Here is a 12,150-nt window from a genome sequence, read left to right as displayed (position 1 = left end):
TTGCGCGGCCACAAGCCCGGGAGGAGACGATGAATCTCAGGCAGGTCGAGGCGTTCCGGCTCGTCATGCTGCGCGGTTCGATGACGGCCGCCGCCGAAGAACTCGGCACGTCGCAGCCGAGCATCAGCCGGCTCATTGCCGAACTCGAAGCCGCCACGGGATTGACGCTGTTCGTGCGCAATGGCGGGCGCATTCATGCCACCGATGCGGGCAGCGCGTTTTATCGCGAGGTGGATCGCAGCTTCGTCGGGCTGGAGAAGTTGCAGCATTCGGCACGGGAGATTCTTCAGCTTGGCAGCGGACGCTTGCGCATCGTGGCCGCGCCGGTCCTTGCGCTGTCGTTTCTGCCTGCCGTGATCGGGCGCTTCGTGGATGCACACCCGCGCGTCGCCGTGTCGCTCGAAATGCGCAGCGAGAGCACGATCCAGCGCTGGGTGTCGTCCGGACATTGCGACGTGGGTTTCGCGACCACCACGCCCGATGCGTTCGGCGTGACGAGCGTCGAGCTTTATACGCTCGCGGGGCTATGCGCGTTGCCGGCGTGGCATGCGCTTGCGGCGCGCGAGCGAATTGGGGCGGCCGACTTGCGCGGTGAGCGGCTAATCCTGCCTTCCTATGCCGACGATACCCGCACCGCGCTCGATCGCGCGCTGCGTCAGGCGGGAGCGGATCAGGTGCCCGCCATCGAGACGCCGTATGGAGCGACCATCTGCGCGCTCGTCACGCGCGGCACGGGCGTGGGCATCGTCAATCCGCTGGCTACCGTCGATGCCGATCCGGCCCGCATCGTGTTCCGGCCGTTCGCGCCGGAGATATGGTTTCGCGGCTTCACGCTTTACCCGCAGACGCCGCAGGCCAATCCCGTGGTCGAGGCTTTTCTCGAACTCGTGCATGAGGATATGGCGGAATTCAAGGTCGACGAGCAGCAACAGACCGCTCCTTGCCGCGAACGGCAAACAAACGAGGGAGCCGGCTAGCGCGACGGTCGCAAGTCTGATTCGCCTTGCCTATTCCACGCGTCTGCGCGTCGAAATGGCCGATGCCGTCGAGATGACCAGATCGGCGACGCGACGTTCATCGCGATCCGCCTTCCATCGCGAGCGCGCCACCGCGATGTTCACCGCGCCGATGCCGCGCCCGCGCGCATTGGTGATCGCAGCAGCCGTCGAGATGTCGCTGACGAAGTATTCGTCCTCCGTATGCGCGTAACCCTGCTTGCGTATCTGCGCGATGCGCTCCTTGATCTTGCGCGGCTGATAAACCGTCGATGCCGTGTAAGGCACGAGATTCGAGCGCGAGAGAATGTCGTCGATGTCGCCATCGTCGAACGTCGCGAGAATGGCAAGACCGGGCGCGGTGCAATACGCCGGCAAACGCGAGCCGGTGATGACATGCGCATTGAAAACGTTGCGGCTCACGATACGGAGCACGAAGACGATGTCCGTGTCGTCCAGTACCGTGAGATTGGTCGCCTCTTCTGTCTCCGAGCCGAGTTGCTGAAGATACGGTGTCGCCCGGCTGACGAGGTCGTTGGACGTGAGATAGTGGTACGTGAAGTCCAGAAGGCGCGGCGACAGTTCGTACTTGCGGCTGTCCGCATCCTTCAAGAGATAGCCGAGCGCGCTGAGCGTATAGGTGAAGCGCTGCGTCGCGCTCATGTCGAAGCCCGTCAGCGACGCGATCTCCGACAGCGACAGTTGCCGCTTGGTGCCGTCGAAGGCGGTCAACACCTTCATCGCCTTTTCCACGGACTGCACGTACAGTGAAGATGCGCTCGGGTCCGCCGAATCACCGCCCGCTTGTCTTGCGGGCACTCGGCGCCTGCGCGTGGCTGCGTTCTTGAACTCGTCGCTCATTGCTGTCATGTCGTTCCGGTGCGGATGAACAATTATCACATAGCGCCAATCGGCCATTTAAATGCGATAGTCACGAGCGCAAGGCCGCGAGCCGGTCCCATGCGTCCTCGACGTTGCGCGGCAACAGATGCTTGCGAATGCGCTCGCTCGCCGTCAGTTCGAAGCCCGGCACCGCGCGGTAGTAGCGCGGCAACTGAAAACTCGCGAGCCGCTCGCGCGCCCACGCATGCAGGCTTTCCCATTCGACCGGCGCATCGTTGAATTGCACGTTGAGCAGAATGTCCTGCTCGCCGATGCTCGACGCCACGCCGATCGCCGCGCTCGCGCGCACCGCCGGATGTGCCGCGAAAACGCGCTCGATTTCCCACGCCGATACATTCTCGCCGCGCACGCGCATGCTGTCCGTCTGCCGGCCGATGAAGAAGAGGTCGCCATCGGCGTCGCGACGCGCGCGGTCGCCGGTGTGAAGCTTGCCGTTGCGCAAGGCGGCCCGGGTCGCATCGGCGTTCTTCAGATAGGCGGGCAGAAACGTGCCTTCCACCTTGCTCGAAAGCACGATCTCACCAGCTTCGCCCGCTTTCGCCGGGAGGCCGTTCTCATCGAGCAATTCGACTTCGATCCACGGCAGCGCGCGGCCGATCGAACCTGGCTTGCCCGACACGTTCATGGTCGCGAAGCTGGAGCATTCGGTCATGCCGTAGCACTCGCGCAGACGCACTTTCAGGCGCGCCTGCACCGCTTCCCACGCTGCGGCGCTGACACCCGCGCCCCATGCGACGCGCAAGGTATGCGCCTCGGGCTGCGCTGATTCGGGCAACTGCATCAGGATGTCGAGCACGCCGCCAAGATAATGCAGTTGCGTCGCGCCCGCGCGCTCGACTTGCGGCCAGAAACGCGAAGCCGAAAAGCGCGGCACCGCATGCAGCGTGACCGGTTCGAGGAACGGCAGCAGCAGCATTTGCGCGCCGCCGATATGACACAGCGGCTCCCACAGAAACAGCCGGTCCCCCGCGCGCACATCGGCGACGCGCAACGCGGCCTCGCTTGCAATGCGCATCATGCGATGCGTGAATACCACGCCTTTCGGCGCGCCCGTCGTGCCCGACGTATAGATGATGCACAGCGGATCGTCCACGGCGATGGCGGGCGTCGCGAAGGCATCGTTCGTATCGCTCGCATCGAACGCAGGCAGCCGCGTGCGGCGCGCCTCGCCGCAATCGACACCGCCAGTCACGTCATCGAATTCATCGTCGATGACGAGCAGCTTCGGCTCCGCATGTTGCAGCAAATATTCGAGGCCCGCGGCGCGCAGTTTCGTGTTGACCGGCACCCAGACCAGGCCGCTCAGCACGAGCGCGTAGATCAGGTGGATATGCTCGACGCTGTTGCCGAGCATGACCGCGACGCGGTCGCCCGCAACGAGACCGGCATTGGCGAACCAGCGCTGCAATTGCGCGATTTGCCGCGACGCTTCCTCGCAGGTGATCGCGTGTTCGTCGAAATGAACGACGGTGCGCCCGGGCGCGGCGCGCAAGCCTGCGGCCAGCAGCGGCGCGCAATCGAGTTCGTCGTCGGCATGGCGATGGGCGAAGTATTCGGAGTATCGATGCATGTCTGAAGCAAGTCAGCGCGCGCGGCGCTTGATCCAGGAGGAAACGGCGACCACCAGCGCAATCAGGACGATGAGCGTGGTCGACACCGCCGCGAGCGTCGGCGTGACCGCGAGCTGGATGTCGTCCCACATCTGCTTGGGCAGCGTCGAATTGATGCCGCCGCTCACGAAGATGGCGATGGTGAGATCGTCGAACGAGACGAGGAACGCGAACAGGAATGCAGCGGTGACGCTCGCCATCAGGAGCGGCAGCACGATCGACGTGATGCGCCGCAAGGGCGAAGCGCCCATCACGCGGGCGGCATCGTCGAGGCGCCAGTCGAAACGCTGGAAACCCGCCGCGAGCGTGACGACCACATAGGGAATCGCGAGCACCGTATGACCGATCACGAGGCCGAGATTGGTGCCCGTCAGCCCGAACCGTCCGAACAGATAGAGAAGCCCGACCGCCACGACGATGCGCGGCACGATCAACGGCGCAACCAGCAGCGCGAACACCGGCTTGCTGACGCGGCGCGACATGCGCGTCATCGCGAGCGTCGCGCCGAAGCCGAGCAGAAGCGACAACAGCGCGGTGCCGAGACCCACTTCGAACGAACGCACGACCGCGCTGTGCCACACGGGCGATTCCAGAAAGGCGCCGAACCATCGGGCGCTGAAGAGCTTCGGCGGAAAGGCGATGTAATCGGTCTTCGTGAATGCATATGGAATGACCGACAGCACCGGCACCACCAGCATCGCCATGATGACGCACGTGTAAAGCCCGAGCGGACTCGCGGCGCGGGCGGTCGTATCGACGTGCACCTTGCGACGCATCACGAACGGCGCGAAGAGGCGCCCTGCCCCGATGAGCACGGCAAGCCTGAACCCGGCGGCGCGCGAGCCGCGTGAACGCTCGGTGACTTCGCCCGTCAGCGACGTAAGCCCCACCATGCGGTCATAGACGAAGAAGATCACGATGGAACAGACCAGCAGCACGGTCGAGAGCGCGCCGGCGAATCTCATGTCGAACAGTTCGAGCACCGACGAAATCACGAGCTGCGCGACCATGGTTTCTTTTGGCGATCCGAGCAGCGCCGGCACGATGAAGAAGCCGAGGCTCGAGATGAACACCAGCAAGCCCGCCGCCGCCACGCCCGGCGACGACAGCGGCAGAAACACCGTGAAGAAGCTCGTGCTGCGATCTGCACCGAGCGTTTCGGCGGCCTGCGCGAAGCGCTCGTCGATGCCGCGCATCACCGGAAGCATGGTCATCACGGCGAGCGGCAGCATCGAATGCACCATGCCGATGAGCACGCCCGTCAGCGATGGAATGGTGCCGTTGGTCTCGTGCACGAGGCCAAGCGATAGCGCGATTGTCGAGAGCACGCCGGTCTTCGACAGCAGCAGCATCCACGCATAGGTCTTGACGAGATAGCTGGTCCAGAACGGCAGCATGATCCACAGCAGCCAGCGTTCGCGTACCCGCTCCGACAAACGGCTCAACATGTAGGCGACCGGATAGCCGAGCAGGATCGACAGCGCGGCCGTCATGAACGAGATGCCGAAGGTGATGCCCAGCACCTTCGCATAGACCGGCGTGCGCGCGATGCGCTCGAACTGCGCCAGACCGATGTGCCCTTCCGCGCTCACGAGCCCGCCTTGCAGAATCTCGCCCACCGGCACGATGAAAAACACCAGCAGGAAGACGAGCGTCGGCACGATCGGCAGGATGCGCAGCGTGCGCGCAATCCACACCGAGCGGCCGCGCCGCGACGCGTCGCTCTCGCGGTGCGCATGCAGTGCAATGGTCATGGCGCGTCCTCAGGCGTGCAGCAGCGTCGTGCGATACGGATCCCACACAAGACCCACCCGATCGCCGATACGCGGGCTCACGCTGCGTTCGCAACGCACGGTGAGCGCGCTGCCGTCGCTCATCGCGAGTTGCACGCGCGTGTCGCTGCCGAAGAACACGACCTCGGAGATCGTGCCATCGACGAAACCGCTTTGCGGTTCGACCAGACGCGGCGCCTCGGGACGCACCAGCAGCGTATGGCGCGCGGCGGGCTTGATCGACGCGCCGAGCGGCAACGGAATGCGGCCGCCCGCCGCGAGCAGGATTGGCTCGCCGCTCGCGCCGCGCGCCTCGTCGAGCGCGCCTTCCAGCAGATTCGAGTGCCCGATGAAACCCGCCGCGAAACGCGAGGCGGGACGGTCGTAAAGATCGGCAGGCGTCCCGACCTGTTCGACGCGCGCCTGGTTCATCAGGCAGATGCGGTCGGAGAGCGTGAGCGCTTCGTCCTGATCGTGCGTCACGTAGACGAAGGTCGCGCCGAGTTCCTTGTGCAGGCGGCGAATCTCGGCCTGCATGTGCTCGCGCAGTTTTTTGTCGAGTGCGCCGAGCGGCTCGTCGAGCAGAATCACCGACGGGCGATACGCGAAGCAGCGCGCCAGCGCGATCCGTTGCTGCTGTCCGCCGGACAGCTCCTTCGGGAAGCGCCTGGCGAATTCGGTCATGCGCACCATCCCGAGCGATTCGTCGACGGCCGTGCGCACTTCCTCGCGTGACTTGCGGCGCATGCGCAAGCCATACGCGACGTTGTCCCACACGCTCATGTGCGGAAACAGCGCATAGCTCTGAAACACCATGCCGATGCCGCGCTTGCCCGGCTCCATGTGCGTCACGTCGCGGCCGTCGATTTTGATGCGTCCCCCGCTCGGTGCGACGAGGCCGGAGATCATCTGCAGCAGCGTGGTCTTGCCCGAACCGGAGGGACCGAGCAGCGTCAGAAACTCGCCCGCCTGCACGGTGAGGTCCGTCGGTTCCAGTGCCGTCGTGTCGCCGTAGCGCTTGGCGATGGCGATCGCCTCGAGTTTCGAGCTCATGAGCCGCTCCTCAGGAAATGATCCACGAATTGAATCGTTCGGTCACCGTCTGACGATTCGCTTCCCACCATTGCGGACTCGGCAGCTTCATCTCCTTGATGTTGTCCGGTGCGGTCGGCAAAAGCGGCGCGCGTTCCTTGCTGATGGTGTCGAAAGCGCGCTTGTTGGTCGGGCCGTAGGCGAGCGTGCGCGTGAGCAACGCCTGACGTTTCGCATCGGCGCAGAAGCGCACGAACTGCTTGGCGGCCTCAGCGCGCGGCGTGCCCTTCGGAATGCCCCATCCTTCGATGGAATACAGGCCCTGGTTCCACACGATCGTCACGGGTGCGCCCGCATCCTTCGCAGCCTGAGCGCGGCCGTTCCAGGTCGATATCAAGTCGACGTCGCCGCTCTGGATCGCCTGCATCGCCTGCGCGCCGGAGGTCCACCAGATGCTGATGTGCGGCTTGATCTTGTCGAGGCTCTTGAAGGCGCGGTCCACGTCGAGTGGATAAAGCTTGTCGAGCGGCACGCCATCGGCGAGCAGCGCCTGCTCCAGCGTGTCGAGCGGACTGCGGCGCAAGCTGCGGCGGCCGGGATACTTCTTCACATCCCAGAAGTCCGCCCAGGATTTCGGGCCGTTGTCCTTGAACTTGTCCGCACGATAGGCCAGCACCGTCGAATACACGTCGACGCCGAGCCAGTTCGGCGTGATCGCTTCCGGCATGACGTCCGGAAACTCGCTCGCCTTCAGGCCGATCGGTTCGAGCAAACCTTTCGACTCGAGATACGGGATGTCGGCGGACAGCGTGAGCGTGGTGACGTCCCAGACGTAGTTTTTGGTTTGCACCATCGCGGCGAACTGGGCCACCGGCTGCGACTCGCGTGCGACGCTTACCACCTTGATGCCGGTGGCTTTCTCGAACGGATCGTAGAACGCCTCGCGATAAGCCGTCGTGTACGGGCCGCCCGGGTCCGACACCACGATCTGCTTGCTTTGCGCACGCGCGACGAGCGGCATTGCGCTGGCTACGGCGAGCGCGCCCGCACCGTGCAGGATGCGGCGGCGCGTCGGGTTGAAGTCTTGCGTCATGTTCACGTCTCCCGCACTGCGATTAAGAGGACCGGCTCGGCTTCTACCCGATTTACTTGGCGCGCTTTTTGAAGAACGCTTCCATCATGCGTGCCGGCTCGCCCGAGTCGTACGCTTCGCGCTGGATGCGCATGCCCGCTTCGATGCAGTCGACGAAACCGGGCTCCGTCATTTCGCGGAAACGCTGCTTGTCGAGCCGCATCGCGACCGGCGGCTTGTCGGCGAGTTCGGTGGCGATTTCGAGCGCCTTCTCGAACACCTGTTCCTCCGGCACGAGGTGATGCATCAGACCGATGCGATGGCATTCCTCCGCGTCCATCAGGCGTCCGGTGAGCGTGAGTTCGATCGTGCGCGACATGCCGAGCATCGAGTTCATGATCCAGGGACCGGTCGTGCTGGCAATGCCTGCATTGATTTCCGGCTGCCCCATGCGCACGCCCGGATGACCGACGCGGATATCGCCGAGCAGCGCGACCTGAAAAGCCGAGCCTGCGGCCGTGCCGTTGAGCGCCATGACCAGCGGTTTCTGCAGGCCACGCAGCGCGGCGTAATAGCGCTGCCACTCCTTCACCCACTCCACCGCGCGCTCGCCGTCGAAATCGTGCGCTTCGGACAGGTCCTGTCCTGCAGAGAACGCGCGATTGCCCGCGCCCGTCATGATGATTGCGGCGACTTCATCGTCGTCGTTGTAGCGATCGAGCGCGTCGATGATCTTGTTGCGCATCGGCGTCGTCCACGCATTGAGGCGCTCCGGGCGATTCAGCGTGATGACCGCCACGCGGCCGTGACTCGAGAACAGAACGTCTTTATCCATGGTTATCGCATCGCAATAGTTGATGGTGAATAGCAATATAGGCTCATCAAAAATCCGATGCAACCGGGTTTACGAGATTGCTTGTGAGGGGTCGGGAATGGTGCGGCGCGCAATGAGTTGTCGGGTTTATCGCAGGCGTGACGTGTGGAATTCTCAAGCGACGAGCCGCCGCCGATGCGCCGGCCGGTACGGGTGTTCGAAGCTTGCTGGTTCTGCGTAGACCGAGGGCCGGACAGTGCGAAATGGCGACGTCTGGCGGTTGCAATGTTTATCGGTCGATGGTCGCCGTGGGTTGCTGCCTAGTCGCCTCTCGCGTTTATGCAGGCGCTATTGGCATACGTCGGTTTCTGGGCGAACGTGGTCAGTGCGCAGAACCATGAGCGTGCCAATTGACCCGCTGCAATTGAAAGCGGCGTGTGGCAGGAATCGATCTGCTCCGTCGACAAGGCGACGCAGTTACAGCTTGCTTCGATCGATTTCGTGCCCTGCATTCAAGACGCCGCCGAATCGGCCGATAACGCACTCACGCGTTATTTGGACGATCACGATGAGTCACGAAGACAAGACTTCGGCCGGCAGTCCGCTCCGGGCCGCCTTCCTGCGCCACGAGGACAGCCTTGCACCACCCGGGCACACGCTCGGTGAGGACGATCACGCCGTGTATCGCACGTTGCTCGAATCCACCCGGGCGATCCCGTGGAAGATCGACTGGGCGACGATGCAGTTTGCTTACATCGGCCCGCAGATCGAAGCACTGCTCGGCTATGCGCCGTCCACCTGGAAAACGGTCGAGGACTGGGCCGCACGCATGCATCCGGACGACCGCGAGGCCGTGGTGAATTTTTGCGTCGCGCAATCGCGAGCGGGCACCGATCACGAAGCGGACTATCGCGCACTGACCGCCGACGGCGGCTATGTGTGGATTCGCGACGTCGTCCACGTCGTGCGCAAGGACAATGGCGAGATCGACGCGCTGGTCGGTTTCATGTTCGACATCAGCGAGCGCAAGCGCACCGAGGAACGGCTTGCCGAAATGCAGCGCGAACTGGAACGCCTGTCGTTGTCCGACAGCCTGACGGGCGTCGGCAACCGTCGCATGTTCGACACCGTGATGGCGCGTGAATGGGCAAGCGCGGCAGCATCGGGCAAGCCGCTTTCGCTCGTGATGGTCGACATCGATTTCTTCAAGTCTTACAACGACTATTACGGTCACCTGCAAGGCGACGAGTGCCTGAAGCGCATCGCATGCGTGCTCGGCGATGCTGCCGGGCCGAACGCGTTCCTGAGCCGCTTTGGCGGCGAGGAGTTCGTGCTCGTGCTTCCCGAAACCGACGCCGATGCCGCCGTGCGCGTCGCGGAACGTTGCCGCATGCTGATCGCGGACGAAGCCATCGCACATTTGCGCTCGCCGCATGGTCAGCTCGTCACGGCAAGCTTTGGCGTGGGCACCGTTGCACCGAACGAAGGCATCGATATCACTGCGTTCATCAATTTGACCGACGCGCAGCTCTATCAGGCGAAGGAACAGGGACGCAACCGCATTGCTGCGGTAGACCGCGCTGGTATTCGCGGCGAAGGGTTCAAGTTGCAGTCGCGTTGATCGTCGCGGGCGCGCGGGCGCGGCTTCTACGCCCTGAGTTACTCAGGCCGGCCCAAGCGGCGCGCTTGTGACGCACTGCGCTGGCGCATCTCGGCGTTTGCGATCCTTGAGGTCACGAATTGAAGCAGGCTGCATCACTACATTCATAAGGTTTCCGAATCATATTGATTCACCGCAACGTCAGAAACGACACCACAGTCCGATTGAATCGCTGGGCATGCTCCCACTGCGCCCAATGCCCGCAGCGGCCCCAAACGAGCAAGTCGGCATTCGCCATGCCCCAGACGATACGCAAGCCGACATCGATCGGCATGAAGCGGTCGTCGCGTCCCTAAATGGCGAGCGCAAGCGCCTTGATTTCATTCAGCCGATGCCCGTCTTTCTCGGCTTGCTGCGAAGGATCGTACCGGCGAGCTTCAATGCAATCATCGTGGCAATTCTAGTGGTGCCGCGCTCCCTCCCCTGCTCATACAGATCGTGTGGGCCAACTTCTTCGAGTCGGTGCTCAGGGAAAATATCGGCATCGACTTCCAGTAATGGAAAGCGCTCTCTCATCTCACGGTCGTCGAGAGCGTCATGCTTTCGCCGCGAAAGGTGCAGGGCAAGAGCAAAGTCGGGACTCGCGTCCTAGCGGTACGTCACGTAGGCCTGGGACCCAAGCTCGACGTTTTTCCGTCGAAGCGTTCGGGCGGCCAGCAACGCCTCATGGCAATTGACTACGCCCTTACCATGTCTACGGAGTACATTCTGCCTGACGAGGTGACGTCCGCACTTCGACCCATGCTCTTCCGCGAGTTGCTCGACACGCGCCGCACGCTCCTGAGGGCATGAATGACGATGATTTGCATCACTCGTGAAATCCGCTTCCCTCGCGATGTCTCCGACCGGGTCGCGTTGTTCAAAAACGAGCTAATCGATAAAATCGGCTCGCCGGACCAAGTCATCGGCAATCCGCAGCGAGCGGAGACCGCATCGTTCCTTGCATCGGTAGGCTGATGCATTCAACCGCAACCAGGCAAGACAAATGAAAATCGCAAAGATTGATGTGTTCAACTTCGACCTGACGTACATCCACGGAACGTACACGATGTCCGGCGGTCGAGACATCACTTCCCTTCCCTCGACAATGGTCCGTGTGATCAGTGACTCCGGTCACGAAGGATGGGGAGAAGTCTGCCCGCTCGGCTCGGCATACTTGCCGCAACACGCGTCGGGCGCGAGAGCCGCGCTCGAACTGCTCGCCCCCGCGCTCATTGGCCTCGATCCGACGAATATCTCGAAGGTTTACGACACCATGGACGCCGTACTCATGGGCCATTCATACGCCAAGAGCCCCATTGACGTGGCTTGCTGGGATCTGACCGGAAAGGCCTGGGGTGCGAGCGTCGCTGACATGCTCGGCGGCGTGCGGCAGGAGCGCTTCCCTCTGTATTTCGCCGTGCCGCTCGGCTCGCCCGAAGAGATGGTGGACTACGTGCTCGCGCGACGCGAAGAAGGCATTCACCGGTTCCAGCTCAAGATCGGAGGGGATCCGACGCTCGATGGCATCCGCGCGAAGCACATCATCGATGCGACCGGCCCTGAAGATCTGATCATCGGTGACGCAAACTGCGGCTGGCGCGTCAACGACGCAATCATCGCCGCACGGGCGATGGAGAATCTTCCGCGCTTCTACTTCGAGCAGCCTTGTCCAACGATGGAGGAATGCATCGAGGTGCGCAAGCACACGACGCTTCCGATGGTCTACGACGAAGTCGTGAACGACCCGGCCACGCTCATACGGGCAGTGCGCGAAGGCGGCGCTGGAGCGTTCAACCTCAAGGTCTCGAAAGTCGGTGGTCTCACGAAGGCGAAATTGATGCGCGACCTGGGACAAGAGCTTGGACTTCAGATGACCATCGAAGATACGTGGGGCGGCGACGTGGTGTCTGCTGCCTCGGCGCATCTGGCTGCTTCCACGAAGGAGCGCGCACTGCTGAGCGTATCGTTCATGAACGACTGGACCAACGAGCACGTCGCTGGTTACCAACCGCGCAGCAAGGACGGCTTCGGCTCGGCACCGTCGGCGCATGGTCTTGGCATCGAGATCGATGCGAAGGCGCTGGGTCAGCCTATTTATTCGTTTAGCTAAGTAATCGTCACCAAGGAGGACGCGGCGGATTACTTGCTACCTCCTTCGAGCATCTTTCAGGTCGTCCGGACTCAAAGTCGAGCGAAATTAATAAACGGCCGGACAAAGCCATTCCATGTCCAAGACACCCGCGTTCACGAAGTGGCGGAGCGCGGCCGGCGGCGAAGCAAGTTGAGGGTGGCACTTTAAACGTCTGACTA

10 protein-coding genes and 1 pseudogene are annotated in these 12,150 nt (G+C 63.0%); 3 read left to right on the top strand and 8 right to left on the bottom strand.

Annotated features, from left to right (window positions below):
- Nucleotides 1-29: 29 nt before the first annotated feature.
- Complete coding sequence (locus tag AB6804_RS21825; protein ID WP_370888237.1) at nt 30-977, top strand: LysR substrate-binding domain-containing protein; 948 nt, start codon at nt 30-32, stop codon at nt 975-977.
- A gap of 30 nt (nt 978-1,007) precedes the next feature.
- Here AB6804_RS21825 and AB6804_RS21820 read toward each other — a convergent pair whose 3' ends face one another.
- The 6 genes from AB6804_RS21820 to AB6804_RS21795 form a co-directional block, all read right to left on the bottom strand.
- Entirely contained in the window at nt 1,008-1,856 is an 849-nt protein-coding gene (locus tag AB6804_RS21820; protein ID WP_370888236.1) for an IclR family transcriptional regulator, read from the bottom strand.
- A 70-nt stretch (nt 1,857-1,926) separates the two neighbouring features.
- The gene (locus tag AB6804_RS21815; protein WP_370888235.1) at nt 1,927-3,468 is read right to left on the bottom strand and encodes an AMP-binding protein; all 1,542 of its coding nucleotides are present in this window, start codon (nt 3,466-3,468) and stop codon (nt 1,927-1,929) included.
- 12 nt (nt 3,469-3,480) lie between these two features.
- Nucleotides 3,481-5,262 carry an ABC transporter permease subunit gene (locus AB6804_RS21810; protein WP_370888234.1) on the bottom strand — a complete coding sequence of 594 codons (1,782 nt, stop codon included), beginning with the start codon at nt 5,260-5,262 and terminating at the stop codon, nt 3,481-3,483.
- 9 nt (nt 5,263-5,271) lie between these two features.
- Nucleotides 5,272-6,333, bottom strand: a complete 1,062-nt coding sequence (locus tag AB6804_RS21805) for an ABC transporter ATP-binding protein (protein WP_370888233.1) — start codon at nt 6,331-6,333, stop codon at nt 5,272-5,274.
- Between the two features lie 10 nt (nt 6,334-6,343).
- Nucleotides 6,344-7,405 (bottom strand): ABC transporter substrate-binding protein, encoded by a 1,062-nt coding sequence (locus AB6804_RS21800; protein ID WP_370888232.1) that lies wholly within the window; start codon nt 7,403-7,405, stop codon nt 6,344-6,346.
- A 52-nt stretch (nt 7,406-7,457) separates the two neighbouring features.
- A complete protein-coding gene (locus AB6804_RS21795) occupies nt 7,458-8,219 on the bottom strand; it encodes an enoyl-CoA hydratase/isomerase family protein (protein ID WP_370888231.1) in 762 nt (253 codons plus the stop codon).
- 547 nt (nt 8,220-8,766) lie between these two features.
- Here AB6804_RS21795 and AB6804_RS21790 point away from each other — a divergent pair.
- Entirely contained in the window at nt 8,767-9,819 is a 1,053-nt protein-coding gene (locus tag AB6804_RS21790; protein WP_370888230.1) for a GGDEF domain-containing protein, read from the top strand.
- A gap of 169 nt (nt 9,820-9,988) precedes the next feature.
- On the opposite strand, the pseudogene AB6804_RS21785 reads toward AB6804_RS21790, so the two are convergent.
- Nucleotides 9,989-10,195, bottom strand: a pseudogene (locus AB6804_RS21785) (2-hydroxy-6-oxo-6-phenylhexa-2,4-dienoate hydrolase); the annotation flags it as partial.
- A complete protein-coding gene (locus tag AB6804_RS21780) occupies nt 10,183-10,374 on the bottom strand; it encodes a hypothetical protein (RefSeq protein ID WP_370888229.1) in 192 nt (63 codons plus the stop codon). The pseudogene AB6804_RS21785 and the gene AB6804_RS21780, both read right to left, overlap by 13 nt.
- Nucleotides 10,375-10,843: 469 nt before the next feature.
- Between AB6804_RS21780 and AB6804_RS21775 the strand changes: the two genes are divergently transcribed.
- Entirely contained in the window at nt 10,844-11,950 is a 1,107-nt protein-coding gene (locus AB6804_RS21775) for a mandelate racemase/muconate lactonizing enzyme family protein (protein ID WP_370888228.1), read from the top strand.
- Nucleotides 11,951-12,150 lie beyond the last annotated feature (200 nt).

Source organism: Caballeronia sp. RCC_10, from assembly GCF_041360715.1.
GTDB classification, from domain to species: domain Bacteria; phylum Pseudomonadota; class Gammaproteobacteria; order Burkholderiales; family Burkholderiaceae; genus Caballeronia; species Caballeronia grimmiae.
The sequence above is the reverse complement of the archived record's forward strand: the minus strand, read 5'-3'. Positions and strand labels throughout refer to the sequence as shown.

Bases quoted from the DNA above. Each gene is read 5' to 3' on its own strand.
- AB6804_RS21825 (WP_370888237.1), top strand. From the start codon at position 30: ATGAATCTCAGGCAGGTCGAGGCGTTCCGGCTCGTCATGCTGCGCGGT.
- AB6804_RS21820 (WP_370888236.1), bottom strand. From the start codon at position 1,856: ATGAGCGACGAGTTCAAGAACGCAGCCACGCGCAGGCGCCGAGTGCCC.
- AB6804_RS21815 (WP_370888235.1), bottom strand. From the start codon at position 3,468: ATGCATCGATACTCCGAATACTTCGCCCATCGCCATGCCGACGACGAA.
- AB6804_RS21810 (WP_370888234.1), bottom strand. From the start codon at position 5,262: ATGACCATTGCACTGCATGCGCACCGCGAGAGCGACGCGTCGCGGCGC.
- AB6804_RS21805 (WP_370888233.1), bottom strand. From the start codon at position 6,333: ATGAGCTCGAAACTCGAGGCGATCGCCATCGCCAAGCGCTACGGCGAC.
- AB6804_RS21800 (WP_370888232.1), bottom strand. From the start codon at position 7,405: ATGACGCAAGACTTCAACCCGACGCGCCGCCGCATCCTGCACGGTGCG.
- AB6804_RS21795 (WP_370888231.1), bottom strand. From the start codon at position 8,219: ATGGATAAAGACGTTCTGTTCTCGAGTCACGGCCGCGTGGCGGTCATC.
- AB6804_RS21790 (WP_370888230.1), top strand. From the start codon at position 8,767: ATGAGTCACGAAGACAAGACTTCGGCCGGCAGTCCGCTCCGGGCCGCC.
- AB6804_RS21780 (WP_370888229.1), bottom strand. From the start codon at position 10,374: ATGAGAGAGCGCTTTCCATTACTGGAAGTCGATGCCGATATTTTCCCT.
- AB6804_RS21775 (WP_370888228.1), top strand. From the start codon at position 10,844: ATGAAAATCGCAAAGATTGATGTGTTCAACTTCGACCTGACGTACATC.